Annotated in this window: 30 protein-coding genes and 1 other annotated feature; of the genes, 2 read left to right on the top strand and 28 right to left on the bottom strand. The window is 52.3% G+C overall.

Annotated features, from left to right (window positions below):
- Positions 1 to 5: 5 nt before the first annotated feature.
- A complete protein-coding gene (nadB, locus tag DSM465_RS0103785) occupies positions 6 to 1,568 on the bottom strand; it encodes an L-aspartate oxidase (RefSeq protein WP_029760658.1) in 1,563 nt (520 codons plus the stop codon).
- 104 nt (positions 1,569 to 1,672) lie between these two features.
- Between nadB and DSM465_RS0103780 the strand changes: the two genes are divergently transcribed.
- Both DSM465_RS0103780 and DSM465_RS0103775 read left to right on the top strand, forming a co-directional pair.
- On the top strand, positions 1,673 to 2,818 hold the full coding sequence (locus DSM465_RS0103780; protein ID WP_008881059.1) for an IscS subfamily cysteine desulfurase: 1,146 nt from the start codon (positions 1,673 to 1,675) through the stop codon (positions 2,816 to 2,818).
- The gene (locus DSM465_RS0103775; RefSeq protein WP_011887901.1) at positions 2,806 to 3,354 is read left to right on the top strand and encodes a transcription repressor NadR; all 549 of its coding nucleotides are present in this window, start codon (positions 2,806 to 2,808) and stop codon (positions 3,352 to 3,354) included. The genes DSM465_RS0103780 and DSM465_RS0103775 overlap by 13 nt, the downstream gene beginning before the upstream one ends.
- A 278-nt stretch (positions 3,355 to 3,632) precedes the next feature.
- On the opposite strand, the gene pheA is transcribed toward DSM465_RS0103775, so the two are convergent.
- The 27 genes from pheA to DSM465_RS0103640 all read right to left on the bottom strand — a co-directional run bounded on the left by pheA (position 3,633) and on the right by DSM465_RS0103640 (position 26,486).
- Complete coding sequence (pheA, locus tag DSM465_RS0103770) at positions 3,633 to 4,481, bottom strand: prephenate dehydratase (RefSeq protein WP_011887902.1); 849 nt, start codon at positions 4,479 to 4,481, stop codon at positions 3,633 to 3,635.
- Between the two features lie 21 nt (positions 4,482 to 4,502).
- On the bottom strand, positions 4,503 to 4,946 hold the full coding sequence (locus tag DSM465_RS0103765; RefSeq protein WP_008881062.1) for an ACT domain-containing protein: 444 nt from the start codon (positions 4,944 to 4,946) through the stop codon (positions 4,503 to 4,505).
- 17 nt (positions 4,947 to 4,963) lie between these two features.
- Positions 4,964 to 6,265, bottom strand: a complete 1,302-nt coding sequence (obgE, locus tag DSM465_RS0103760) for a GTPase ObgE (protein ID WP_029760657.1) — start codon at positions 6,263 to 6,265, stop codon at positions 4,964 to 4,966.
- Between the two features lie 94 nt (positions 6,266 to 6,359).
- Positions 6,360 to 6,920, bottom strand: coding sequence for a sporulation initiation phosphotransferase B (locus DSM465_RS0103755; protein ID WP_008881064.1), 561 nt, complete (start codon positions 6,918 to 6,920; stop codon positions 6,360 to 6,362).
- A 177-nt stretch (positions 6,921 to 7,097) separates the two neighbouring features.
- Positions 7,098 to 7,388 (bottom strand): 50S ribosomal protein L27, encoded by a 291-nt coding sequence (rpmA, locus tag DSM465_RS0103750; protein WP_008881065.1) that lies wholly within the window; start codon positions 7,386 to 7,388, stop codon positions 7,098 to 7,100.
- A gap of 15 nt (positions 7,389 to 7,403) precedes the next feature.
- Positions 7,404 to 7,736, bottom strand: a complete 333-nt coding sequence (locus DSM465_RS0103745; RefSeq protein ID WP_011887906.1) for a ribosomal-processing cysteine protease Prp — start codon at positions 7,734 to 7,736, stop codon at positions 7,404 to 7,406.
- A 3-nt stretch (positions 7,737 to 7,739) separates the two neighbouring features.
- Positions 7,740 to 8,048 (bottom strand): 50S ribosomal protein L21, encoded by a 309-nt coding sequence (gene rplU / locus DSM465_RS0103740; protein ID WP_008881067.1) that lies wholly within the window; start codon positions 8,046 to 8,048, stop codon positions 7,740 to 7,742.
- A gap of 14 nt (positions 8,049 to 8,062) precedes the next feature.
- Positions 8,063 to 8,142 (bottom strand) — a sequence feature (ribosomal protein L21 leader region).
- A gap of 151 nt (positions 8,143 to 8,293) precedes the next feature.
- Positions 8,294 to 9,154, bottom strand: coding sequence for a M50 family metallopeptidase (locus DSM465_RS0103735; RefSeq protein WP_029760656.1), 861 nt, complete (start codon positions 9,152 to 9,154; stop codon positions 8,294 to 8,296).
- The gene (locus tag DSM465_RS0103730) at positions 9,147 to 9,914 is read right to left on the bottom strand and encodes a M23 family metallopeptidase (protein WP_011887908.1); all 768 of its coding nucleotides are present in this window, start codon (positions 9,912 to 9,914) and stop codon (positions 9,147 to 9,149) included. The genes DSM465_RS0103735 and DSM465_RS0103730 overlap by 8 nt, the downstream gene beginning before the upstream one ends.
- Positions 9,915 to 10,371: 457 nt before the next feature.
- Positions 10,372 to 11,175 (bottom strand): septum site-determining protein MinD, encoded by an 804-nt coding sequence (gene minD, locus DSM465_RS0103725; RefSeq protein ID WP_008881070.1) that lies wholly within the window; start codon positions 11,173 to 11,175, stop codon positions 10,372 to 10,374.
- A 2-nt stretch (positions 11,176 to 11,177) separates the two neighbouring features.
- Positions 11,178 to 11,870, bottom strand: coding sequence for a septum site-determining protein MinC (gene minC / locus DSM465_RS0103720; RefSeq protein WP_008881071.1), 693 nt, complete (start codon positions 11,868 to 11,870; stop codon positions 11,178 to 11,180).
- A gap of 40 nt (positions 11,871 to 11,910) precedes the next feature.
- On the bottom strand, positions 11,911 to 12,429 hold the full coding sequence (gene mreD, locus DSM465_RS0103715; RefSeq protein WP_011887910.1) for a rod shape-determining protein MreD: 519 nt from the start codon (positions 12,427 to 12,429) through the stop codon (positions 11,911 to 11,913).
- Positions 12,426 to 13,292, bottom strand: a complete 867-nt coding sequence (gene mreC, locus DSM465_RS0103710) for a rod shape-determining protein MreC (protein WP_008881074.1) — start codon at positions 13,290 to 13,292, stop codon at positions 12,426 to 12,428. Before mreC ends, mreD begins: the two co-directional genes overlap by 4 nt.
- A 20-nt stretch (positions 13,293 to 13,312) precedes the next feature.
- Positions 13,313 to 14,335: a rod shape-determining protein gene (locus DSM465_RS0103705; RefSeq protein ID WP_008881075.1), complete on the bottom strand. Its 1,023-nt coding sequence runs from the start codon at positions 14,333 to 14,335 to the stop codon at positions 13,313 to 13,315.
- Positions 14,336 to 14,492: 157 nt separating this feature from the next.
- Complete coding sequence (gene radC / locus DSM465_RS0103700) at positions 14,493 to 15,173, bottom strand: RadC family protein (protein WP_029760655.1); 681 nt, start codon at positions 15,171 to 15,173, stop codon at positions 14,493 to 14,495.
- 115 nt (positions 15,174 to 15,288) lie between these two features.
- The gene (locus DSM465_RS0103695) at positions 15,289 to 15,870 is read right to left on the bottom strand and encodes a Maf family protein (protein ID WP_008881078.1); all 582 of its coding nucleotides are present in this window, start codon (positions 15,868 to 15,870) and stop codon (positions 15,289 to 15,291) included.
- 118 nt (positions 15,871 to 15,988) lie between these two features.
- A complete protein-coding gene (locus DSM465_RS0103690) occupies positions 15,989 to 17,113 on the bottom strand; it encodes a hypothetical protein (RefSeq protein ID WP_008881079.1) in 1,125 nt (374 codons plus the stop codon).
- Between the two features lie 116 nt (positions 17,114 to 17,229).
- Complete coding sequence (locus DSM465_RS0103685; protein ID WP_029760654.1) at positions 17,230 to 17,664, bottom strand: type II secretion system protein; 435 nt, start codon at positions 17,662 to 17,664, stop codon at positions 17,230 to 17,232.
- 18 nt (positions 17,665 to 17,682) lie between these two features.
- Positions 17,683 to 18,351 (bottom strand): pilus assembly protein PilO, encoded by a 669-nt coding sequence (locus tag DSM465_RS0103680; protein ID WP_029760653.1) that lies wholly within the window; start codon positions 18,349 to 18,351, stop codon positions 17,683 to 17,685.
- On the bottom strand, positions 18,348 to 18,923 hold the full coding sequence (locus DSM465_RS0103675) for a PilN domain-containing protein (protein ID WP_029760652.1): 576 nt from the start codon (positions 18,921 to 18,923) through the stop codon (positions 18,348 to 18,350). Before DSM465_RS0103675 ends, DSM465_RS0103680 begins: the two co-directional genes overlap by 4 nt.
- Positions 18,913 to 19,845 (bottom strand): type IV pilus biogenesis protein PilM, encoded by a 933-nt coding sequence (pilM, locus tag DSM465_RS0103670; RefSeq protein ID WP_029760651.1) that lies wholly within the window; start codon positions 19,843 to 19,845, stop codon positions 18,913 to 18,915. The genes DSM465_RS0103675 and pilM overlap by 11 nt, the downstream gene beginning before the upstream one ends.
- Before the next feature lie 25 nt (positions 19,846 to 19,870).
- Positions 19,871 to 20,626, bottom strand: a complete 756-nt coding sequence (locus tag DSM465_RS0103665) for a prepilin peptidase (RefSeq protein ID WP_008881084.1) — start codon at positions 20,624 to 20,626, stop codon at positions 19,871 to 19,873.
- Positions 20,626 to 21,105, bottom strand: a complete 480-nt coding sequence (locus tag DSM465_RS0103660; protein WP_174375698.1) for a type II secretion system protein — start codon at positions 21,103 to 21,105, stop codon at positions 20,626 to 20,628. Before DSM465_RS0103660 ends, DSM465_RS0103665 begins: the two co-directional genes overlap by 1 nt.
- A gap of 86 nt (positions 21,106 to 21,191) precedes the next feature.
- Positions 21,192 to 22,403, bottom strand: a complete 1,212-nt coding sequence (locus DSM465_RS0103655; RefSeq protein WP_029760649.1) for a type II secretion system F family protein — start codon at positions 22,401 to 22,403, stop codon at positions 21,192 to 21,194.
- The gene (locus DSM465_RS0103650) at positions 22,390 to 23,445 is read right to left on the bottom strand and encodes a type IV pilus twitching motility protein PilT (protein WP_008881087.1); all 1,056 of its coding nucleotides are present in this window, start codon (positions 23,443 to 23,445) and stop codon (positions 22,390 to 22,392) included. The genes DSM465_RS0103655 and DSM465_RS0103650 overlap by 14 nt, the downstream gene beginning before the upstream one ends.
- A 12-nt stretch (positions 23,446 to 23,457) precedes the next feature.
- Positions 23,458 to 25,122 carry a GspE/PulE family protein gene (locus tag DSM465_RS0103645; protein ID WP_008881088.1) on the bottom strand — a complete coding sequence of 555 codons (1,665 nt, stop codon included), beginning with the start codon at positions 25,120 to 25,122 and terminating at the stop codon, positions 23,458 to 23,460.
- A complete protein-coding gene (locus tag DSM465_RS0103640) occupies positions 25,119 to 26,486 on the bottom strand; it encodes a VanW family protein (protein ID WP_029760648.1) in 1,368 nt (455 codons plus the stop codon). Before DSM465_RS0103640 ends, DSM465_RS0103645 begins: the two co-directional genes overlap by 4 nt.
- Positions 26,487 to 26,612: the final 126 nt, after the last annotated feature.

Below are 26,612 nucleotides of genomic sequence, written 5' to 3'. Positions count from 1 at the left end.
CCGCTTTACCGTCCAACTGGTGCATGCTCCCACTCTTCTTTCGTCCGCACGAGGCGTCGGCCTTTCCAGTCCGGATGATCATACGGAAAATCACTTCGGTAGTGGCCGCCACGGCTTTCCGTGCGGCGAAGCGCAGACGAGGCGACAAGCCAACCGGTAAGGAGCATATACCCTGTTTCAATCTCCTCTGCCGACAAGCATTCAAGATCGCCATCCAACCAATCTGGCAAGGAAAATTGTTCGAACCAGCGAACCGCCTCACAAAGCCGCCCTTTTTCACGGACGATACCGACAAATGTGGACAATCGCTCACGGATGCACGACCGTTCCGGAAGCGGAGGCACCAAAAGACGACGCGAGTGGCCAAACGATCGGGCAGCGCGGTATACTGACGTCGGCCACTCCTCCCGGCGATTGATAGAGTGGGCCACACGGGCTCCAAAGACGATCGCTTCAAGCAACGAATTGCTTGCCAACCGGTTGGCACCGTGCACACCGGTGCACGCCACTTCCCCAACGGCATACAAGCCCGGCACGGTCGTCTGCCCCCATTCATTGACCATAATGCCGCCCATTAAAAAGTGGGCGCCTGGCACAACCGGGAGGCGGCCGGCCTCAAGATCAACGCCATGCGCCTCGCATAACGCCGCAATCGTCGGAAAACGGCGGTGGAAATGAGGAACGGCGGAAATATTTAAGTAGACGCGGCCGCCTCGCTCCGTTTCCGCGGCGATCGCGCGGGCGACAACATCACGCGGTGCCAAATCACGAAGTGGGTGAACGCCATTCATTAAGCGCCGCCCGTCTTCCGTCTCAAGCACCGCTCCTTCTCCGCGCACCGCTTCCGATACTAATCCGACCGCTTTTCCTCCGACAGCCAGCATCGTCGGATGAAATTGGATAAATTCCATGTCGGCGACTGCCGCGCCGGCGCGATACGCCATGGCAATGCCATCACCAGTCACGGTCGGCGCGTTGGAAGTGAACGTATACAGCCCGGCGCAGCCGCCGGTCGCTAGGACGACTGCCGCCGCCCGCCAAACGGAGACAGCACCGTCTTTTCGCTTCGTTTTCACCCCGACACAGCGGCCGTCTTCCATCAAAAGTTCGATGACTTGTTCACCTTCCACCACTGATACGCGCCCTTTCACCTGCTGAAGCAAAAATGTAACGATCTCCTTGCCCGTTTGGTCGCCGCCAGCGTGTAAAATGCGGCGGTGGCTATGCCCGCCTTCAAGGCCGAAGCAAAGCTGTCCATGTTCATCTGCATCGAACGCCATCCCAGCGTCCATCCATTCTTGCAGCCGCTTCGGCCCTTCACGAACGAGCAACTCAACCATTCGCACATCGTTATGATGGCAGCCGGCCGTAAGCGTGTCGTGGAAATGAACGCGCCAATCATCGTCGGGGGCTAACGCTGCCGCCACCCCACCTTGCGCCCGCCAAGAGTTGCAGTCCGTTTTCCCTTTTTTTGTGAAAACAATCACATTTTCTTGCACCTGTAAATAATAAGCCACTGTTAAAGCGGCCAATCCGCTACCAACAATAATGATGCCGTTTTCCCCCACAACCGCTCACCTCTCTTTTCACCTGTCTTGACATCTATATTTACACATATTTAAACTAATGACAAGAGGTTGATTGAAAAAAGTGAAAGAAAAGGCGGGAGAATATGATTTATTTGGACTACGCAGCGACGACACCAATGTGCAAAGAAGCCATCGAGGCTTATGCTGAGGCAGCGGCCGTTTATTTTGGCAATGAAAGTAGCCTGCACGACGTCGGCACGAAAGCGAAGCAATTGCTGACGCTATGCCGGCGTGAGCTTGCCGCTATGATCAACGGGGAAGCAGAAGGGATTTATTTCACAAGCGGCGGCACGGAGGCAAATGTGCTCGCCATTCGGTCGCTCATTGCCGCCCACCGCCACAAAGGGAATCATTTAATCACTACCGAAGTCGAACACGCCTCACTTTATCATTTGTTTCAACAGCTTGAAACGGAAGGATATGCGGTGACGTATTTGCCCGTCGATCGATTCGGTCGCATCCGTCTCGCTGATTTGGAACGGGCCATCACACCGCAGACGATCCTCGCTTCCATCCAGCATGCCAACTCGGAAATCGGCACCATCCAGCCGCTTGCTGACATCGGTCGCCTGTTGCGAGCGCGCGGCATCCTTTTTCATAGCGACTGCGTGCAAACTTTTGCTAAAATACAGCTAGACGTTAAGGCGATGGCAATTGACAGCGTATCGATTTCCGCTCATAAAGTGTACGGTCCAAAAGGCGTCGGAGCCGTCTACATCGACCCGCACCTTCATTGGAAACCCGTTTTTCCAGGGACGACACACGAATCCGGCTTCCGACCCGGAACAGTCAATGTGCCGGGGATCGTTGCCTTCCTCACTGCCGCTAAGCAGCTTTACGAACGGATGGAAGGTGAACAGACACGATTTGAACAGCTGCGCCGCCGGCTGCTTGACGCCATAGCAGCCAAACAGCTGCCGATTGCCGTTGAAGGCCATCCTAGCTGTCGACTTGCCCATATTGTCGGGTTGTCTGTTACCGGTTTTGAAGGGCAGCTCGTCATGCTGGAATGCAACCGTGCCGGTATTGCCATTTCAACCGGCAGCGCCTGCCAAGTCGGATTGCAGGCGCCGTCGCGCACCATGCTTGCCGTCGGCAAAACCCCAGAGGAGGCAAAGCAGTTCGTCCGTGTATCACTTGGTACGTCCACGCGGGAAATAGAGATCGATCAATTGATCTCCACATTAGAACAGTTTATCCGAACGCGAAAGGAGGTATGGACAAGGTGAAAGAAGAAAAGAAAATTTTAGGAGAAGCGCGGCGCCAGCTCATTTTGCAATGGCTGAAAGAAAGCGAGACACCGCTCACCGGGGCAGAATTGGCAGCAAAAACGAACGTCAGCCGCCAAGTAATCGTCCAAGATATTTCGCTGTTAAAGGCACGCAACGAACCTATTATCGCGACAAGCCAAGGATATTTGTATTTAAAGCCGGCCGAACCGACGCAAACGTATACGCGAACCATCGCCTGCTCCCATACACCGGAACAGACAAAAGAAGAACTGTATTTGCTTGTCGACTGTGGTGTAACGGTAAAAGATGTCAAAATTGAACATCCGGTCTATGGCGATTTAATTGCATCGGTCATGGTCAGCAACCGCTTCGAAGTCGACCAGTTTATCGCCAAAATTGAAGCGACAAAATCAGCATATTTATTGCAGCTGACCGATGGGACGCATTTGCATACGCTCGAAGCTGACTCACCAGAAAAGCTCGACGCCGCCTGCCGTGCCTTAAAACAAGCGGGATTTTTAATCGAGGCCTAACCCCTCTTCATTTGCACGCTCCTGTCCCGCCACCAAAACGGGCGTTCCACAGCAGCTAAACAGAACGTGCAGCATTTTTCACCTAAGCAAAGCGGGCAATAGGAGATAAGAGAGCGATGGAAAAAAGAAGTGTAGCAGCGGTGGAAGGCAAAAGAGGCTGATTCAAAAGGTATCGTTCTTTACGAGGGAGATAACATCTCGTCTCTCATAAAATGACCTAGTACACATATGCCATGATAGGAAAGGGTGTCCTCCTAGTTTTGGGACACCCTGGTGTTTTAGACAAAGTAATATGGATAGCTGCCTAACAGTTGCACCGTACAGCCGAGCGCTTCGATTTCGGCGATCGCTCCCGGGATGAGGACATCATCCATCGGTGCGTCAATATCAATGATAAAAAAGTAGTTGCCAAGCCCTGTTTTCGCTGGGCGCGACTCGATTTTCGTCAAGTTCAGCCGCCGCCAAGCAAACGCCGACAGCACTTGGTGGAGCGCACCAGGCTGATCTTGCGGCAACATGACAACAATGGTCGTTTTGTCGCCGGCATAAAGCGGCGAATCAGGCGAAAGCGGCTGCCTGCTTCGGCTGACGACGATAAAGCGCGTATGGTTGTAATCATAATCATGAATATTTTCCTGCACAATCGTCAAGCCGTATTCGCTCGCTGCGAGCCGATTGGCAATCGCCGCCACTGGCAAGTGCGGATGTTCGCTGACAAATTTGGCAGCGGCGCTCGTTGACGTCGTGGGCACTTGCTTTGCGCCTTTGAGCACCGTATGTAAAAATTTGCGGCACTGAGCAATGGCATGCGAATGTGAATACACTTCTTTAATCTCCCGCCAATGCGGTGCATAGTACGGGTGCACCATGAAATGCTGCTCAATCGGAACAACGATTTCACCGATGATCGGCAACGGCTGTTCATGGATTAAATAATCGAGCGTTAAATTGACCGACCCTTCCAACGCATTCTCAAGCGGCACAACCGCTGCCTCAATTTCCCCAGCGGCGACGGCATCGATGCAGTCGGGAATCGTGGCGTACGGCTGTCGCGGCTCTGATGGAAACAGCGCCGCAACGGCCGCTTCAGTAAACGTCGCCTTCGGTCCTAAATAGCCGATTCTCATCTCGTTTGCCTCTCCCTTGCTTTAATACACTCCCGAGCCGACAATTTCAACTTTTTCGACAAATTCAAGCCCCCTAAGTTTTGCCAACAGTTCATCAATGTCTTCATGCATATCGTTTGTGCTGACGGAAAGCGTCACGTTCGCCCGTCCTTGCAGTGGGATCGTCTGGTGGATCGTCAGCACATTGCAGCCTGCCGCTGCTACGACGCTAAGCAGCTGTGACAACGTGCCCGAGCGGTCTTCCAAATGAAAAAACAACGTGACGATATTTTCTTTCGTCACCGCCTGAAACGGAAAAATGGCATCGCGGTATTTATAAAAGACGCCGCGGCTAATGTTGGCGAGCTGAGCCGCCTCGGCAACCGAGGCGGCTTTTTTCCGCTCAAGCAGCTGTTTCGCCAGCACGACTTTTTTCATCGCTTCCGGCAAGATGTCTTCGCGCACTAAATAAAATTTTTTCTCCACCGCACCTTCCTCCGCTTTTATCGTTCATCCCAGTCATCGACAAACTCAAATTCGTAATCGAGCAGCCGGACGGTGTCGCCGTCTTTCGCTCCGCGCTCGCGCAACGCGTCGTCGACTCCCATGGCACGCAGTTGGCGGGCGAAGCGGCGCACCGATTCTTCACGCGAGAAGTCGGTCATTTTAAACAGTTTCTCAATTTTTTCACCCGACAAAATGAACGCCCCATCGCTGCCGCGGGTAATGGTAAACGGCAGCTCCTCTTTTTCGTATTTGTACACGACGCGCTGCACTGCCGGCTCTTCCAGTTCATGGAGCGGAAACTCCGGCGTTGTTTCGAGCAAATCAGCAATGGCAAACAGCAACTCGCGCACCCCTTGCCTTGTCGCTGCTGAAATCGGAAAGACGGGCACTGCCTCGCCGACTTTCTCTTTAAAGCGGCGCAAATTTTCTTCGGCGTTTGGCATGTCCATTTTATTAGCTGCGACAATTTGCGGCCGTTCAGTCAAGCGCAAATTGTATTGCTTCAACTCCTCGTTGATGACGACATAGTCGTCATACGGATCGCGCCCTTCCACCGCGGCCATATCGATGACATGGACGATCACGCGAGTCCGTTCAATATGCCGCAAAAACTGATGTCCTAAGCCGACCCCCTCATGGGCGCCTTCGATGAGCCCCGGCAAGTCAGCCATGACAAAGCTGCGGCCGTCTTCCGTTCCGACGACGCCCAAATTCGGCACGAGTGTCGTAAAGTGGTACTCAGCAATTTTCGGTCTTGCTGCTGAAACGACGGACAATAACGTCGATTTGCCGACACTTGGGAACCCGACAAGGCCAACATCAGCGAGCAGTTTTAATTCCAAAATGACGTTCCGCTCCTCGCCTGGCTCGCCGTTTTCCGCGATCTCTGGCGCCGGATTAGCCGCGGTCGCAAACCGGGTGTTTCCTCGCCCGCCTCGCCCTCCTTTGGCGACGACAAACCGCTGTCCTTGTTCGGTCAAATCGGCGAGCACTTCGTTTGTATCGGCATCGATGACAACCGTCCCCGGCGGCACTTTGACAAGCAAGTCTTCAGCATTTTTGCCGTGCTGATTTTTCGACATGCCGTTTTCGCCGCGCGGCGCTTTAAAATGGCGTTGGTAGCGGAAATCCATTAACGTCCGCAGCCCTTCGTCGACGACGAACACAACGTCGCCGCCTTTACCGCCGTCTCCGCCAGCCGGCCCGCCTTTTGGGACATATTTTTCACGGCGAAACGCGACCATACCGTTGCCGCCGTCCCCACCTTTGACGTAAATTTTCACTTGATCGACAAACATAGCTGTTCCTCCGATTCGCTTCCATCATGGCGAAATTAGTGTAACTAATACTTATTATTGTATACAGAGCCAATTCAATGCTGTCAATATGTGCTCAAGAATAAGTCATTTCAGAGCGGATCAGCAGCTCAAGCTCCACGGTCAACTCTTCCGCACCGACAGCAAACGATACAAGCCGAAGCGGCGGCGCCGGCTCGCATCGTTCCAACCAAGCACGAACCGCTTCCTCGTCCTGCCATGCGCCACGATAATCAAAAAACAACAAGGCCCGCCCGTAAGACAGCTCGATCGACAAGCACACATGGTTTTCCGTCCGTCTATCGGCCTGCATCTCAAGCAAGCGAAGAAACTCGCGACACCATTCGGTCAACCGTTTGTCATACAATGACAAATCCGCTTCGCCGCCCGTGATTTCATACTCAAGACTAACCGGGCGCGGCTCCCAATTGTAAGTCATGACAAGTTCGGCGAATCGCTCGGCCTTCAAGTTCGTCAGCCGGGTTTCCTGCTGCATCTCACCGATAATGCCATTAATGACTTCCTGCACCCGTTCGATTTTATTGAGCGCCAAATGACCTTTAATGAGCTGAATTTTATTCAGCCAGTCATGGCGGGCATGGCGCATCACTTCAACGACCGTCCATCGCTTTTCCATTCACTGCTCCCCTATTCATGCGGCGCAGTTTCCCACACCGTCTTTTCTTCAGCCTCTTCTTCATCAAGAGGCCATTCACTTTTACTATAACATTTTCTGACATTAAACGGGAACGATTTTTCAAGGACAAAAAGAAAAACCCTAACCGGAATGGTTAGAGTTTTTCTCCGAAACAAATTACGCTTCTTGGCTAACCGGGTAGACGCTGACACGCTTCCGGTCGCGGCCGAGCCGCTCGAAACGAACGATGCCGTCGATTTTCGCGTACAGCGTGTCATCGCCGCCGCGGCCAACGTTCAAGCCCGGATGAACTTTCGTTCCGCGTTGGCGGTACAAAATCGAGCCGCCAGTGACGAATTGACCGTCAGCGCGTTTCGCACCAAGACGTTTTGCGATCGAATCACGGCCGTTTTTTGTCGAACCGACCCCTTTTTTCGAAGCAAAAAATTGCAAGTCGAGTCTCAGCATAGCAGTCACCTCCTGCTAGATAGATGTCACGCGGATAAACTTCCCGTAATCGCGTTCGATCGTCTTTAACGAGACGACCATCGCTTCCAACAATAATTGCACTTTCTCTGCCGTCGCTGCTTCTTCCAACTTCGGAAGCTCACAGCGAAGATAGCCTCCGTCTTGGCCAAGCGAAACGTGCGGGCGAACGCCGGTGAGCGCCTCGATGGCATTGATGGTGCCAAACGAGACGGCCGAAGCGCCGGCACATACGATATCTTGCCCGCGCTTGGCAAACTCGGCGTGCCCATCCATCGTAAACGCGCGAATGCGGCCGTCCGCTTCCCGTTCAATCGTGACGCGGATCATCGCTTACGCGTTGATTTTTTCGATGACGACTTTCGTATATGGCTGACGGTGGCCTTGTTTGCGGCGATAGTTCTTTTTCGCTTTATATTTGAAGACGATAATTTTCTTTTGTCGGCCGTGCTTTTGCACTTTCGCCGTAACCGTCGCACCTTCGACTGTCGGGTTTCCGATTTTCACCGTTTCCCCGCCGACGAACAGCACTTTGTCAAACGTCACCGTATCGCCTTCATTAGCATCCAATTTTTCAATGTAAATTTCTTGGCCTTCTTGTACTTTCAATTGTTTACCGCCAGTTTCGATAATTGCGTACATGCCTCGCACCTCCTTTATGAACTCAGACTCGCCAGCGTCAAGGCGGTTCCAACCGGAACACTTCACAACCCGCGCTGAGCGGTTGTAGTACGGGTGCGTCTTTTTGCGACAGCCGCCCTCTTTTGTCCCTGCTATTAAGGGACAAAAAGTCTACAACGTTAACTATAGTAACATACAAACGACCGGCCGTCAACCGCAATCTTCTCCCCAGAGGGGAATGAAACGGTTCAAACGGCCAGCCGTCATCAATAAATGAGAGCGCCAAGCGGCGCATCAGTCCGCTTTTCAGCAAAAAATGCGTGCAACAGTTCGTTTTCATCAAGCGCCGTCCGTTCGCGTCCATTGCGGACGACGACGATCGCATGTTTTTGGCCGCGATAAAAGCGTTGCAGCACAGCAGAGATGCGCTCGTCCGCTGGGGCGGTGATCGTCTGCAGCCTTGCGTAATCCCCCTTTTTCCCGTAATACCGCTCAAGCAAAAAGCGCATAACAATATATGGATGTTGTTTTTTCTCTTGCCAAAGCGCATACGCCAAAAAGACTGCAATCGTCCATAAATCAAGCTGACGTGGCATGAATACAAGCAAAAGGATGATACTGGCCGCCAGCACAGCCGCTGATATCGCAACCATCTTCCGGTGCGCCTCGCTGAACGGACGGTGATACGACAACAGCAAAAACAGCAGTTTACCGCCGTCAAGCGGCCAGATCGGCAGCAAATTTAAACTAAAAACAGCCACGTTATAACGGAAAAACAATTCCCAACTCCCGTCATCCATCCAGCCCGCCTTCCACAAAAAAAACGCAGCCGTTGTCAACCAAAGATGCTGTGCCGGTCCGGCGAGCGTGACAATCCATTCTTCGCGGAATGGACGGTTTCCATGCTCTTCTACTTCTGCCACTCCGCCGAACGGCAGCAACAAAATCCTCTTTATCCGCCAAGAAAAAAACGCCGCTGCCACCGCATGGCCAAGTTCATGGACAAGAACGATAAAAAACAGCAAACAAAGCTGCTTAAAATGGGCAGTCAATACCGCCATGCCGCCGATCAGCCATAATAACGGATGAACGTGCAACTTTCCAAGCAGCCCTAGATACTTATTCAAAGGAGATCACCTGGATCGGATCGATAAATTGCTCCCCTTGCTTAATGGCAAAATAAAACAACCCTTTCTGTTTTTCTTTATCACTCGCCTGGGCGGTACCGACTTCTTTTCCCATCTCGATAAAATCGTACAGCTTCACCGAAATGGTGCCTAAATGGCCATACCACGTCTCACTGCCATCCGCATGCTGAATGATGACCGTTTTTCCGAGCTTCTCCTTCGTGCCGGCAAACGTGACGATCCCTTCTTTCATCGCTTCGACTTTCGCCTCACTCTCTGTTTCGATCATCACCCCTTGACCATTTTCGTCAAAGCTTTCAAGCACTCGACCGGAAACTGGCACCGCGTATGAGGACGCTATTTCCGTTTTTGTCCCTTTTTTTGGCGCAAAAAAGGCGAGCGGCTCGCCGAACATGTTTTCATACCAAGCCGAAACAGCCGCAAACTGAAATTCTGTTTCCATCGTCCGCACGACAAACTGCCGTGCCGGTTCAAGCGAAGCGGATGGATGCCTGAACAAAATGGCGGTCACTAACACGAGACAGGCGGCGATGAGCGTTTTAAAAAGAAACCACTCTTTGCGGAACAGCGGATGGGACTCTGATTCAAACGAATAGCGGTCATACGTGACGACCGGCAGCCCGTACCGTTCCTCGTCCGCTATCCCCCACACCGGCTCCTTTCGCTTTTTTGATTGATATTGGCGCTCTTTTCGCCGCTTTTCAATTCGCTTTTTCATCTCTCGAATGCGTCGGTCCATACGTCCCCCCTCCACCTTTCTAACAACGTTTGTACTAATTTATGAGACAACCTCATTGAATATGAACAAGCGTTTTTCACCGAGCCCATCTCTATGGCCAAGGCTCCTCGCTTCCAAAGACGGACGTGTTTACATCCTAACTATTTTCTAAGAAGCCTTGTTTGCATCATGTTCCCCATCCACCTTACTAAAATACTTGCAGCATTATAAAAAAGAGGGCGTCTCTAAAGCAACGAGACACCCTTTCTACCACCATATACACATATCAAACGAATCCGTATACACATATCAAACGAATCCGTCAGTCTATATCTGATGTTTTGTTGAGGGCAAACGGCCTTTTGGGTTTTCCTTTTACCCCCATATTCTCTCATGCTGAGCCGCTGTATGCCGGAGCCTTCCTCGAACGATGAGCAAAACAAAAAGGGCAATTTCCCCTCGGAATTGCCCCATTCCTCTATTTCAAACTAAAGATTTTCCGAATCTTAGAGAACAGTCCTTTCTCTTCTTCCTCAAGCGGCGGCAACGGCACTGACTCGCCAAGAATACGGCGCGCGATGTTGCGGTAAGCGATTGACGCTTTGCTGTTCGGGTCAAGGACGATCGGCTCGCCGCGGTTAGACGCTTTGATCACGTTTTCATCGTCGACGATAATGCCGAGCAGCTCAATCGATAAGTGCATGACAATTTCATCAACATCCAACATATCTCCGTTTTTCACCATATTGCTGCGAATGCGATTGATGATGAGGCGTGGCGGCTTGACGTGCTCTTCCGCTTCAAGCAGGCCGATGATGCGATCCGCATCGCGAACGGCCGATACTTCCGGTGTCGTGACGACGATCGCCTCATCCGCACCGGCGACGGCATTGCGGTAGCCTTGCTCAATGCCGGCTGGACAGTCGATGAGCACATAATCGTATTCTTGCTTCAGCTGCTCGATCATCTCTTTCATCTGTTCCGGATTGACCGCCGACTTATCGCTCGTTTGCGCCGCCGGCAGCAAATACAAATGGTTATCGAACCGCTTATCTTTGACAAGCGCTTTTTGTACCGTACAGCGTCCTTCAACGACATCCACTAAATCATAAATAATTCGGTTTTCAAGCCCCAACACGACATCAAGGTTGCGCAGCCCGATGTCCGTATCGACGAGGCACACCCGCTTCCCCAAAATGGCGAGGGCCGTCCCAAGGTTCGCGGTCGTCGTCGTTTTGCCGACACCGCCCTTCCCGGAAGTAATGACGATCGCTTCTCCCACGGTTACATTCTCCTTTCTAAGCGCGTCAAATTCGGCCGCAAATGCATGAGCAGCTGCAGGCGGTCAACAACAATTTGATTATGTTCATTAATATAAGCACATTCCATTTCATTTCTTTCGTCCGTTTTGTAATCGGGAGCACGATTCATGACATCGCCGATGCGCAGCTGCATCGGCTTCATCACTGACGCGGCAATGATCGCCTCTTTATTCCCAGCGTATCCAGCATGGGCGATGCCGCGCAAGGCGCCGAGGATGAAAATGTTGCCTCCGGCAATCACCGTTCCACCGGGGTTCACATCACCGAGCAGCAGCAAATCCCCCTCGACGTGAAGCACTTGCCCGGAACGAACAATGCGCGAGACAGTGACGATTTCCGTTTTCTGTACCCATTCGATCGCTTCTGCTTTCGATATCACATTGCTCTCGATCGAATCGACGACCAAGTTTTTCGAACGGCGGATGAGCGCTCGCAACTCCTCCTCTTGGGCGGGCGTTAAGTAGCGATTTCCAACTTTCAGATGAACGGAGACGAGCGGGCTGTTGGCCGCGACGCTGGAGCGTTTGACGAGACGCTCCTCAATTTCTTTCATTAAATCATCGTACGAGCAGCGGTCATCAAGATACAGCGTCAGCCCATCTTTCGTCCCTTTAATCGTCACGTACTGCTGCTTTTGTTTTGCCACAACGTTCACCCCAACGAATAATTCTACAGAACGGGCCGTTTTTCCTCTTTTATTCTTCCTGCTCCAATCGGCGAATTTTGGTCAGCCACCGTCCGAGCGGGTACGAGAAGATGAGCAAAAATGCGATGTTTAACAGCAGCGTCGGCCATAACCGGCGATCCCAAAAAACAGAAAACGACCAATCTGTCCGCCCGATCAACAGCTGAATGCCGTACACATAACTGTCAAGCAGGGCAATAGCCAACACCGATAACAAAAACGCAACCGCCCAGCTCTGGTGAAACCATTTTGTTGCTTTGCCCGCTATATAGGCGATGAGCGTATAGGCAAAGGCGTTAACACCGAGCAGTTCCGTATAGATGCAATCATATAAGAACCCGAAAATGAAGCCGTAGCCCATCGCCCGCGTCCCGCCAAGGTAAACAGCCATTAGCACTAAAAAAACGAGAAAAAAACGGGGCACAAAAAAATAGCGAATATATAAGTCACCCTTCGGCCATACATCAACAAAAATGCTTTCGCTGACAAAACATAACACCGCAAGGAAAGGGAGCTGCCACTTTTTCACTTTGCCTCCTCCTCTTCTTGCAGTGTCTTATCGATTTTTCGTTTCACAATCATTACATCGTCAATATCATACAAGTTGGCAAACGGTTTGACATAGACGATTTGCGTCAGTCCGTACTGATCTGGTTTGACCTCGGTCACTTCGCCGATCGGCAATCCTTTCGGAAACACACCACCGAGGCCGGAAGTCAACACTTTTTGCTTTTTTTTCACTTCGGCATCAATCGGAATTTCGCCGAGCACTAGTTCACGCCGCTTTTCATCGTACCCTTCGATTAACCCAAATACATTTTCATTCCCTTGGACGTAGGCGGAAATGCGGTTGTTTTGATCAAGCGCGCTTAACAGTTGCACCGTGGACGTAAATTGGGAAGCGTGCTGCACCTTGCCGACAAGCCCGGCCGGGGTAATGACCGCCATATCTTTTTTGACCCCGTGCTGAATTCCTTTGTTGACAATGATCGTCTCCCGCCAACGCTCCGGGTTTCTCCCGATCACTGTTGCCTGAATCGGAATAAAGTCGCGCAAGCTCTCCTTTTTATCAAGCAGCTCGCGCAGCCGCTCATTTTCCTGGCGCAGCGCCTCGACCTCTGTCTGCAGTGCCGTATATTCCTCAAGTCTTGCTTTCAATACCTCGTTTTCCTCATATGTATGGCGGAGGTCGTTCACATTTTCAAAGAAGCCCGCGACAAACTGTGCGGGCTTCTCAAACAGAAGCTGAATACCCCCAGCAGTGTCTTTAATAAACTGCTCTGGCCATGTCAGTTCCTCACGGTTGCGCAACGAAAAACCGATCAACATGACAAGAATGACAATGCTGACAAGCAAAAAAATGAGGCGCTTATTTCCAAAAAACTGTGACATGCGTCAGCACCTTCTTACTGTCAGCGATGGTCTCTCGCCTTGTTTTTGAACAAGTCAATATGGTCAAGCGCTTTGCCGGTGCCTATCGCCACGCAATCCAATGGATTCTCAGCCACGATGACCGGCATGTCCGTTTCCTTGCTGATGACCTTGTCCAAATTGCGCAACAAAGCCCCACCGCCCGTCAATACAATGCCGCGATCCATAATGTCGGCAGCCAGCTCCGGCGGCGTTTTTTCAAGCGTATTTTTCACCGAATCGACGATCGCATAAACGGTATCATGCAACGCCTCTGCTACTTCTTCCGCGCTAATTTCAATCGTTTTCGGCAACCCAGTCAATAAGTCGCGGCCGCGAATTTCCATTTTGCCGATTCCTTCTACATCTCCAGCTGAACCGATTTCCATTTTGATCGCTTCCGCCGTCCGCTCGCCGATCATCAAATTGTACATTTTGCGGATATATTGGATGATCGCCTCATCCATTTCATCACCGGCAACGCGAATCGACTGGCTTGTCACGATGCCGCCGAGCGAAATAACCGCCACTTCGGTCGTGCCGCCGCCAATATCAACAACCATGCTGCCGGTCGGCTCCCATACCGGCAAGTTGGCACCGATTGCCGCCGCAAACGGTTCTTCAATCGTATACGCATCGCGCGCTCCAGCCTGGCGTGTCGCATCAACGACCGCCCGCTCTTCGACCGCTGTGATGCCATACGGTACACATACCATCACATACGGCTTGCTCGCAAATATCCCTTTCGTTTTGATGGCCTTGCGGATGTAGTACTTCATCATGGTCGCTGTCGTCTCATAATCAGCGATGACGCCGTCCTTCATCGGCCGCAGCGCCACAATGTTGCCCGGCGTGCGCCCGATCATGTTTTTCGCTTCATTGCCAACGGCGACAATTTGCTTTGTATCGCGCTGAATAGCAACGACTGACGGCTCTCTGAGCACGATGCCCTTTCCTTTTACGTAAACAAGTGTATTCGCTGTCCCTAAGTCGATTCCAAGATCTTTTGTTCCAAACCCAAGCATATTGTCGATCTTCCTTTCCGAAACGAAATGCGTATCATCTTTATATTGGCAAAATTGGTCGGATGTCAGTCATTTATAAGTTGTACAGCACCGCCCAAGCAGATTCAGAAAAACTCATAATTGATATTATACCTGATTCGACAAAAAATGAGAACCGTTAGACGTATCCTTTTTCTTTCAAACTGATGAATTTTTGGTCGCCGATAATGAGATGATCCAAGAGTTCGATGCCGATAATGCGTCCGCATTCAGCGAGCCGTTTTGTGACATCGATGTCTTCACGGCTTGGGGTCGGATCGCCAGAGGGGTGATTATGCACGCAAATGACCGAGGCGGCGGATCGTTTGATCGCCTCTTTAAACACTTCGCGTGGATGGACAATTGAGGCGTTTAAACTTCCGATGAATACCGCTTTGCGGTGGATGACTTGGTTTTTCGTATTCAAATAAATGGCAACAAAATGTTCTTGCGATAAAAAGCGCATATCTTCCATCACGTATTTGGCTCCGTCCTCCGGACAACGGATGACATAGCGGTCATTGTAGCCGGACTGGTGAATGCGCCGGCCAAGCTCAAGCGCGGCTAAAATTTGCACCGCTTTCGTCGGGCCAATTCCTTTAATGCTGGTCATTTCTTCAACCGTCGCGTCTTTCAGCAGCCTCAGCCCTTCAAAATGCTGGAGAACACGCTGGGCGAGCTGCACGACTGACTCGTCTTTCGTCCCGGTGCGCAGCAAAATCGCCAATAACTCATGATCGGATAAGCTTTCCGGCCCGGATGCCAGCAACCGTTCACGCGGCCGGCTGTCTTTCGGCACGTCACGAATCATCCACGTCATCGTATCTCCCCTTTTTTTGTGATCATCGTCTCCCCTTCAATTGAGGAGCAAACACCGCTTAGGGACGCTTTTTGGGCCTGCCCAAAGAGCGGCCAGCCGCCCACGTTTTGCACGCCTACGCTCCCGACGACGGCCACCCGAATCGGCGCAGTTCTCTTACCGTCCGCGACAGCGGCAGGCCAACGACATTGAAATAATCGCCTTCAATCCGTTTGACAAACAGGGCGGCCTGTCCTTGAATACCGTACGCCCCTGCCTTGTCCATCGGCTCCCCGGTCGCAATGTAGGCGGCGATCTCTTCTTCGCTTAACTCCCAAAACGTCACCGCCGTTTTTTCAGCGAACGACACCACTTCTCCATTCGGCGTTGCAATGGCGACACCAGTCCACACATCATGCGTCCGCCCAGACAAAAGGCGCAATATATCAAATGCTTCTTCGGCGGTATGCGGCTTCCCTAAAAAGCGATCACCGTACACAACCATCGTGTCAGCCCCGAGAATGTAAGCATCGGGTATCGACGGCATGACCGCCTCGACTTTCCGGCGGGCAAGCATTTGAACAGCTTCTTCAGGAGGTGTTCCTGGAGCGATCGTTTCATCGGCTTGGCTTTCTTGCACATCGAACGGCCAACCGGTCATCTCGAGGAGCTGTTTGCGGCGCGGGGAGCGGGAAGCAAGTACTAACCGTGGGGGCATGAACCATTCTCCTTTCCTTCGCTTCGGTTCGGAAGATTCATTTGTATCGTAGCAAATTTTTCACCGGAAGACAATTTTCCACAGTCAAGAAGCAAAAAAGAAAAAACGGAGCCTGTTTTTAGCTCCGCAACGGCACGAGTTCCATATACGTGCTTAGCGCCTCAAGCAGCTGTTGTTGGGCTTTGCTAAGCAGCGCTTCGTCTTGATTTTCTTTGTAGGCGGCAAGCGCCAAATACGCCTGCTTTAGCGCTTCGACATAGTTTTGAACCGTTTTGTCGTTTGATACTTTGCTTTTTTCCAACGAACCGTACGCCTTGCTCAACGCTTGCCATTCCTCTTTGCTTGCATCCTTGCCGGCAAGCAAAGCGGCAGAGAGCGCTGCCATATTTCCGTACAATTTCTCTCCTTTTTGTACGATATCCGACCGCGCCTTCGTTTCGGCAGCAAACGCCAGCTCCTTCACGTACGTGCTTGGCACAGCCTCACGATATTTGTTGTTGACCGCCCGCAACCCTTCCTTATCCGTGCCGACCGCAATATAGAGCGCCGCCGGCTTCTGGCCGGCAATGACGACCGGCACGCCCGCTTCTTGAATCGATTTGGCTGCTCGTGCGGCTGCCTTAGAGTCGGAATAAACCCCGGCTTGAATCACTGCGATCGAAAATGGCGCAGGTATCGTACTTTCCTCACGTTCTCCATCCGTCGCTGTTCCAGCTTCGGCGAGTTCCGTCATCGCTTCAGCTGCCGGCGACGGCTCTGCTTTTTCCTTCGGAATCAGGCGAAGCATCGTCATACCAAACGCCATGCCAACGAAAGCGGCAATCGCCGCCGCTAGAAACAGTGACTTGGCATGCGGAGGCAATCGCCACGCCCACCGCTTTTGGCCGGCTTTCTTCTTTTTTTGAATCGCTTCTGAAATCGAGATGGTTTGTTCGTCCACCTCTTCCAGGGCGGCCGCTTCTTCCTCTTTGACCGTTTCAAACGCCTGCTTTTCCGCCTTTTGTTCACCGATTTGCCGACCGTTTCTTTGATTTTCATCCGTTTGTCGACCGTCCGCTTGAGACGAACACGCTTGATGACGATCGGCCGGTTTTCCATCATTGGCGGGAGTTGCAGAAGGGCGCTCTTCAGATCGGTGCTCCCTAGGCTCGTCCGGCTGATTCCCTTCCGATGGGCGCCTGATCGTAAACGGCTGCGGATGTCCGTTAATGTTCACCGTAATGCCCGAGCGCTGCTTGTCCATTTTGTCACCACCCTTCTTCGTGCTTCGATTTCTTTCGCCCATCTTACCATAAATGAAAAAAAAAAGAACAAGACATTTGTCGTCTTGTTCCCGCTTCTTTTCTTCATTTTCCGACATTACCGGTCACGAATCGCTTCGCTTGTTAACGCCTCGACAGGAATCGGCTGTTCGCGTCCCCGGTAATCGCAAAGCTGCTTCGTCTCCTCTTTCAAACAAACGGCATAGTCGATCCCGTCGCCTTCCTGTTTCGTCACGAGCACGTACGACGGATTCGTCTCTATGGATAGTACGTTCCCGGTAAACGGATCTTGGATCGGGTGAAGCAAGCCGTGTTTCACCAGTTCACTATAGGACAATACCGCCGATGAACGAGCCGGCAAAAACTCGACGCTTTCTGCGCCGACATACAGCCGCGCCACCTCATACAAGCCATACGCATCGGAAACAAACGCCCGCTCGCGCGCCTTTTCAATCACAGCGACAATACCGACAATCGCCAACACAACAAGGAGCTCGATGAGCGTCATTCCACGCTTTACCCGCCCCAATATGGTCGCCCCTCCGACTAGCTACGGACTCACCGATGGCGCGATTTCTGTCAGCGGGTTATCCTTGTCGCCTGGCGGCGGAACATCCCGTGCCGGCAGGAGCTGTTTCCATTTTTCAAGCTTCGGTGCATAAAAGGCGCGAACTGTTAGCGAATACGTCAACGGATGGATATCCGTTGACGTTGAGGTCAACTCTGGCGGCCCGGTAAACGTGAGCGACTCAATGGCCATAATGCGCTCAGCCCGCTCTAACGTTTCTAAAAATCGTTCAAGCTGGTAATACGATGGCGACTGAACCGTCAGCTGCGCACTCACCGTCTCAATACCAGTTGGTGGAGCACCCGTTTCATCTCTGCTTACCTGCTCCTTTTCGGAAAAGCGAATATTTACCAATAAGCTGTCCGAGACGTACTCCGCCTTTTGAAACTCAAGCAACAGTTGGTCGATGAGCGGGCGGGTCGGCACTTTTTTTTGCAGCGCGGCGAGGCTTTCCAACGCCTCTCCTTCCTTTGGCGAAACGTTTTGCTCCATGGCAGCGAGCACTTTTTTCTCGCTTTGCACCATGGCGGCGAGCCGGTCAATTTCCTGGTAGCGCGGCGCTAACAAGAGAAAATAAAACGCGGTGCCGACAGCGGCAACAAGCAGCAATACAATGGAAACTGCTAGCCATTTGTTTACGCGACCGGTCATGGCGATGTCTCCTTTTTTTCGGCTTGGCCGATTTTTAGCTCATATTGCGCCATATAGCGCGGCACGATCATTTCCGTCTCAACTTCACCGCTTTGGCTGCTGGCAGAAACCTCTGTCAGCTTCACCTCTTTGACTATGTCCACCGCCTCTAACCGGGCTAAATAATAGGCCGCTTCTTCGGCGGTATCAAACTGAACCGTCATCGTCACCGTCTGCCGGTCGGCATAGGAAAATTTCATGATAAAGCCGCGCTCAGGCAACTCTTTTGTCAACGCGCGCAACAGTGGCACTGTTTTAAACGGATAGCGGTTCGCCCACTCCACCGCCTTGGACAGCTCTTGCCTCCCTTGCTGTTGCTCGGCATCCTTCTGTTTGGCGGCCGTCGCGGCCTGCAGGGCGCGCACTTGCTTCAATTCCGCTTCAAGCGCCGCTTGACGGCTGTTGGCACGTTCCATCAGCCAGTATCCCCCGGCGGCGCCGATGAGGAGAAGAAGGACGACCAAGACCGTCAACACGACGCCGAACGTATGGCGCGGCTCTTTCCGCGGCAATAAGTTGATGTCAACGATCATCGTCAGTCATTCCCTCTTTCAACGCCAGCCCCCAGGCGAGATGATACCGATCCGGCAGCGGATCGAGTGAATAGGAAAGCCGCTCGGGCGGTACATCAAGCCGCTCCGACAAGGCAGCGAAGGCATCGGCAAGCTGCGGGTGATCACCGGTGAGGAACAGGCGCGTAATTTGCTGTTTTCCTTGTTGGAGAGAAAATGAATAAAAGTTCATCATCCGCTCGATTTCCTTATACACATCCACAAACGGGTCAACGATCGGCACGGTTCGCTCCTCGAGCATCTCAAGCGGCAAATGGCGCATAAACAGCGGCAAATGGCGGTGAAAGGCACTTACATTCACCGCCGAGCGATCAAGCTGCACGAGCAAAATATGATCATCTGCCGCTGCTTGTCCGGCGGCATAAAACGGACGGTAAGCGCAAAGCGGCGACACGTCGGCCGCCACCGGCCGCAAATCAGCATCCTCAAGGAGCGCCGCATATTCCGCCACTGCTTCCTCCGGTGCAGCAAACAATAGCACGTTTAGCGCCTCTTCCGTCCGTTCGACCACCGCGTAGTCGAACACCGGATCGGCAAACGGAAGCGGGATCGATTCACCAAGTTCCATAAACAAATATCCGCGAATGTCATCGTCCGGCAAATGAGGAGGAAGCGACACGGTGCGGATCATGACAAACGGATCGGGGACGACAAAGCGGACGCGCCGCCCGCCAAGCTTCCATTCGTCGACGCATTCCTCTAAAATCATCGCCAATGTTTCCGCATCAACGATTTTTCCGTCGCGAATGAGGCCAGGCGGCAGTTCGCGCTCACCCCACCGCTTCGCCTCCGGCGGATTCCCCGGCTTCGCTTCCACACAACGGACGACATGGTCTTTAATGACAATATTCGCTTGTTTTGCCTTTCGCCGCCATAACGCCATGGTTGTCTGCTTCCTTTCTACCGTCCTACATCATAAGCGAAAGATACGCACGCACCATCGCCTCGCCAAAGAAAAACGCTGTCAGCGTCCCGAGCGCAATGGCCGGCGCAAACGGCATCGGCACGCCGCGTCGCACATGGCCGAGCGCCATGCCGACCAACCCGATCACTGTACCATACAATGCCGCCAAGAAAAACGCGAGCAACACCATTTTCCAGCCAAGCACAAATCCAAGCACGGCAAACAGTTTTACATCGCCGCCGCCCATCCCGCCTTTTGATAGCACGGCAATCAGCAGCAACAACAAAAACCCCACCGCCGCACCAATGAGCATGTCCATCCACGGCAAAAACGGAATGAAGAGCCGTTCTATCAAAAACAAGGCGGCAAATACCACAAGCACCCGGTCCGGGATGAGCATATAGCGAAGGTCAGAAACAACGATAATGGCAAAAAGCGCAATCAACGTCCAAACGATAATAAGCCGTCCACCCCAACCGACCCACGTTGGTGCAGCGGTAAACAAGATAGCCGTCGCGAGCTCCATCGCCGGGTAAAGGGGGGAAATGCGCCCCCCGCACCCTTTGCACCGCCCGCGCTGCACAACATACGACACAACCGGAACCAACTCCCTCGCCGACAACGTCCGCCCGCACGCCGGACAATGCGACCGCGGCCGGACGATCGACTTCCCGACCGGCACCCGCAGCCCGACGACGTTAAAAAAGGAGGCGAGGAGAAGGGAAATAATAAATAAATAGCTTAAGACCATGGTCCTCATTAGGAGTTATTTTCAGGATTTTGAGATGAATTGTTTCTAACTTGTTTACGATCTAATTTATTTTCATTGACAGCTTCTCCATTATCATTCTGAACGCCCCGTTTATCATTAATCAATTTAACGCTGTAAGACAATTTATTATTATCATTGCTAATCATGACATACGAGTCAGTTTTATTATAAGTTCCTCCATCTGGATCTTTTACTTTTTCTAGATATCCATTGCTCTCTAGTTTCTTCAGTTCAATTTTTACGGGCTTACTGCCATCAGGTATAAGACTTTTATCCGCCGTCACTGCAATTTTCGCTGCATTGATCATTTGCTGCGCATTGGCGACATGCGCATCCTTTTTCGAATTGTCAATCAATCCCCCAATCGATGGAACCGCAATCGCCGAGATAATCCCTAAAATGACGACGACGGCGAGCAGTTCGATGAGTGTCAAACCACGCTCGTTTTTGATGATTCGCTTCAACATCATTCCCTCTCCCTTTCTGTTAAATTAGAATGTTGCCCCTACTATTCTATAACGAGGAAATAAAAATAAGAATATATTCTTATTGACTATTGTTGGACACGACCGAAAATATCATACATCGGTATGATGATAGAGGTGACGATAGTCCCGACAACACCGGCAAGCAGCACGATCATGATCGGTTCGATGAGCGATTTGAGGCGATCGGTGCCGGCGTCGACTTCCGCTTCGTAAAAGTCGGCGACTTTGCCGAGCATGGCGTCAAGTGCCCCCGTCCGTTCGCCGATGGCGATCATTTGCGCCACAAGCGGCGGAAACGCCCAATGGCGACGGAGTGGCTCGGCGAGCGACTGGCCGCGCTCAAGGGCGGTGCGTGCTTCATCAAGGACGGAAGCGATCACTTCATTTTCAACGACGCGCCCGACGATGGCCAGCGCCTCTAAAATCGGCACCGAGCTCGAGACGAGCGAGCTAAGCGTTCGCGTCATACGGGCGAGCGCCGCCTTTTGCACAAGTTTGCCAAAAATCGGCAGCCGCATCGCTGCGTAATCGAAATAATACTTCACCTCCTTTCGCTGCCGGAGAGCGATGAACAATACGTATACGCCCATGATCAGCAGCACCATCGCCCACCAGTAATGTTGCATCACGTCGCTTGTTTTGAGCACAAACTTCGTAATCGCCGGCAGCTCGGCGTGAAAATCGGCAAACATCTCCACAAACGCCGGCACGACAGCCACAAGCAAAAAGATGACGACCGCCGTGGCGATGATGGCAATAGCGATCGGATAAGCGAGCGCCGAGACGATTTTTTGCCGCGTCCGGTGCATTTTTTCAAAATGATCAGCAAGACGGTCGAGCGTCTCGTCAAGCGTTCCGCTCGCCTCTCCGGCGCGCACCATGTTGACAAACAGCGACGGAAACAGGCGTGGATGGCGCGCCGCGGCCGTCGAGAGCGGATTCCCGCCGCGCAATGACTGTTCGATGTCCGAAAGCGCCCGAGCAAGCGACTTGCTCTCGGTCTGCTCGGCTAAAATATGAACCGAGTCAACAATCGTCACCCCTGCGCGCACGAGCGTCGCAAACTGGCGCAAAAAAATGACAAAGTGCTGCGGCTTCACAGCGCGGCCGAACGAAATTTCTTTGTTCCATATCGATGGCGGCACTTCAGTAAGCACCATCGGGCGAATCCCTTTTTCCCGCAGTTTGATGGCTGCCTCGCGCCGCGAGACGGCGGTGATCATCCCCGCCTTTTTTCGCCCGCTCCGATCGCGCCCCTCGTACTTAAATTGTGCCATGTTCGCCACGCTCCCCTACCAAATACGCCTCGGCTGCACGTGGATCGATGCGCCCGTCGGCCACAAGCTCTTTGATGCTCATTTCCATCGTCTGCATGCCAACGTTTTTGCTTGTTTGCATCACGTTAACGATTTGATGTTCTTTTTCATTACGAATTAAGTTGGCGACCGCGGAATTATTGATTAAAATTTCGAACGCTGCCACTCGTCCGTTCCCCCGGCTATTCGGAAACAGACGTTGGGCGATGACTGCGACAAGAACGGAAGCGAGCTGCAAGCGAATTTGCGTCTGCTGGGCCGACGGAAAAACGTCAATCATCCGCTCGATCGCCGCCGGCGCGCTTGCCGTATGCAGCGTGCCTAATACGAAATGCCCCGTTTCCGCGGCGGTGATCGCCGTTTGAATCGTCTCCAAATCGCGCATTTCCCCGACTAAAATGACATCCGGATCTTGGCGAAGTGCAGCGCGCAAACCAGCGGCAAAGCTGCCGGTGTCAAACCCGATTTCACGCTGGTCGATGATCGATTTTCCATGTTTATGTAAATATTCGATCGGATCTTCGAGCGTAATGATATGTTTGGACATCGTTTTGTTCATATAGTCGATCATGGCTGCCAATGTCGTCGATTTACCACTGCCGGTCGGCCCGGTGACAAGCACGAGCCCATGCGGCCTTTCGGCGATGCGTTTTAAGACGGCCGGCATGCCAAGCTCCTCAAGTGTCGGGATGCGCATCGGAATGAGGCGCACAGCTAAAGAAACACACGACCGCTGTTTAAACACATTTAAACGGAAGCGGGAAACTCCGGTTATGCCGTACGAAAAGTCGAGCTCCCCTGTTTCTTGAAACTGCTGCCAAAGCGGCGGTGGAATGATGGCTTTTGCCATTTGTTCGGTCTCTTCCGGACGAAGCCGCTCATGGCCGTATGCTTTCAGTTCCCCGTCTACACGAAAAATCGGCGGTGCGCCGACAGTTAAATGCACATCGGACGCACGGCATTCAAAGGCGGCACGTAATAACGCCTCAAGTTTTTCTTTCATGGATCTCACCTATCAATGCAAAATGGCTACTTTCAGCACTTCTTCGAGTGTCGTTATCCCTTGCTTCACTTTCAATAGCCCGTCATCAAGCAAAAAAATCATTTTGCTTTGAATAGCGAGCTCGCGCAATTTCGAAAACGGTTCATTATTTAAAATGACGCGCCGCATCTCATCGGTCACGACGAGCAGCTCATGAATCGCCAGCCGGCCGCGGTAACCAGTCATATTGCACATCGGACAGCCGCGACCGCGGGCGAGTGTTTGCACCTCGATTCCACGGCGGGCGAAAATTTCTTTCTCCCGCTTTGTCGGTTCATACGTTTCTTGACAGTCGCGACAGACGCGGCGCACGAGCCGCTGTGACACGACACCAACGAGTGATGTCGCCACTAAAAACGGTTCAATCCCCATGTCGATCAAGCGGGTGATCGTGCTTAACGCATCGTTCGTATGAAGCGTACTTAACACTAAATGCCCAGTGAGCGAGGCGCGAATCGCCACTTCGGCCGTCTCGCGGTCGCGAATTTCCCCGACCATGATGATGTTCGGGTCTTGACGTAAAATCGAGCGAAGCCCTTGAGCGAACGTCAAGCCGACGTTCGGGTTCACTTGAATTTGGTTAACCCCTTCAATTTGGTATTCGACCGGATCCTCAATCGTAATGATGTTCACTTCTTCTCGGTTTAAATGGTTTAAGGCGGCATATAACGTCGACGATTTTCCTGAACCGGTCGGCCCAGTGATCAGCACGATGCCGTTTGGCCGTTCAATTAAGCGGATGAAACGCTCCAAATTCACCGAATTAAAGCCGAGTTTATGAATGTCATTCAAGGCTGCCCCTAGATCGAGGACACGCATAACGATCTTCTCGCCGTACACCGTTGGCAGTGTGGAAACACGCAAATCGACGGGGTGGAAATCGATATCCATTTTCATCCGGCCGTCTTGCGGAATGCGATGTTCCGTGATATCCATATTGGCTAAAATTTTAATCCTCGCTGTTAACATGCTTTGCATATGTTTCGGCAACGCCCGCTCGGTGCGGAGGAGACCATCGATCCGGTAGCGAATGAGCACTTTCGTCTCCTGCGGATCGATATGAATATCGCTTGCCCGCTGCTCAACGGCAAGCTGCAAAATTTGATTCACCAACCGAACAATCGGGGAATCATCGTCATCGGCCTGTTCGTCTTCGCGCACCTCCAGCGGCGATGCCTGCACAAAATCAGCAAACACCTCATCAATGTCGTAATATTTATTAATGGCTCTTAAAATATCGTCTTTCGAGGCGATCGCCGTCTCGATTTGAAACCCGGTTGAAAGACGCAGATCGTCAATGACGAAAAAGTCCATCGGATCAGCCATAGCGACGAGCAGCCGCTCGCCTTCGACTTTGAGCGGCATCACCATATGGCGGCGGGCGAATTCTTTCGGCACAAGGCTTGTTGCTTTCGGATCGATCGGATAGCGGTATAAGCTGACATGGGGAATGCCAAGCTGGAACTCAAGCACTTCAATCAGCTGCTGCTCGGTAATGTAGCCGCGCTGCAACAAGGCATCGCCAAGCTTTTGTCCGGGCACCCTCTCACGTAGCGCTTCGGCGAGCTGCTCTTTCGTAATTAATCCCGCTTCGACAAGCAAATCGCCAAGCCGTTTCCGTTCTTGCTTTTTGCTCATTTTTCTCCCCCTCCGCTCGCTTCCGTCTCCCCTTTACCGCTGGCAGTAGGCGCATTTTCACGGCTGTCCGCTTCATCGCCTTCTTTTGGCACCGGTTTGTCCTTTGTATTCTCTTCGCTATTTTCTGTTGCTGTCGGGTTCGGTGATTCCATCGATTCACCGTTTTCGCTTTCCGTTGATTCGCCGCTTTCGCCTTCCTCATCACTGCTTGGCTCGACGCTGCTTTTCGGGATCTCGAGACCGCGCACTTCAATCGTGTATGTCGGTGGATAAAAATCTTCACTGACCGTTTCCTTGCGGACGAGACGCGGCCCGTCGCGCACCTCGCGCGTCACCTCGACAAACAGCCCCAAGCGGCCCATTTGTTTCGTTTGCTTATCCCCCGGCGCCAAGCGCGCATCATATTGAACAACTGTGCGCGGTTCGATGTTCACCGCTTCACCGGTGCGAATGATATATTGATAGACAAATGGCAAGCCGGAGATCTCAGCGTGTACGCTTTGCCCGTCATACCGAAGCCAAAGCGTGTAATCAGTTGTGTTTGGATTGAGCCATTCCAAATCGCGGCCATTGCTGATGGCCGCTTCAAAACCGGGCGTTACTCCGTCGGGCAGCGTGCGGCTCGTGTAGCGCTCGGCAATAGCAAAATTCGTTTTTAGCACCGCTTGATAAACCGCCGAAGCGATCAAATCGGCCGCTCCATCACTGAAATCCGCCTTTTCCTTTTTAAGCCAATCATCAAGCGAAAACAGCTGCCCCGCTTTGATCGTCGCACGCCGCTCCGTCGACAGCCAGCGGGCAGCCGCCGCATCAGACAACGGTACAGCTGCTTCACTGACAACCGGCTCGTTCCCGTCCGGAAACGATATGTAGCGTGCTAAATCAACGGGAGAAGACGGTGACTGCAGTCGAGTCGCCCACTTCTCTAAATCCTTTCCAAGCTGCTTGACATCATACACCTCAAGTGCTGCCGGCGGAACGACGGCTTCCACTGCTTTGAAACACTTTTCCAAATCCACGATAACGAGAAGCGGGGTGTGCTTCCCATCAATGAGCCGCTTCACACTTTCTTCGAGACGAAACGTAAAAACATCCGCCGACAGGTCGATCTGTTTTTCTTGATATCGCAACGGAATGGAAGCGGTCGCCTTCCACTCGTTTACCCGTTCAGCCACTGCCTGATAGGCTTCGGGCACTGTCATATTCGCCAATGAAACCGGTCCGACTGCCGTTCCCGCACTTAAGCGGCCGTCATCCGGAATTAACGCATTATAGGCAAAGGTGCCGAAATGCGAAAAAGTAATAAAATAGATCGTACAAACGGCCATCACAGCGAACAATTTCCACGGGGTCGCTTTTTCCACTGCCGACCCTCCTCCTGTTATGCTTCCATATTCATTGAGATATTGACGATGACACCCGGACCTGCTTCTTGCAACTTGTGCACACCCTCTTTGTGAAGCGTTGTTCTGACAACGAATAATAGGCGT

Origin of the sequence: Geobacillus thermodenitrificans subsp. thermodenitrificans DSM 465 (assembly GCF_000496575.1) — a bacterium.
GTDB lineage: Bacteria > Bacillota > Bacilli > Bacillales > Anoxybacillaceae > Geobacillus > Geobacillus thermodenitrificans.
Note: the sequence above shows the minus strand (reverse complement) of the source record. Positions and strands in the feature narration are given on the sequence as shown.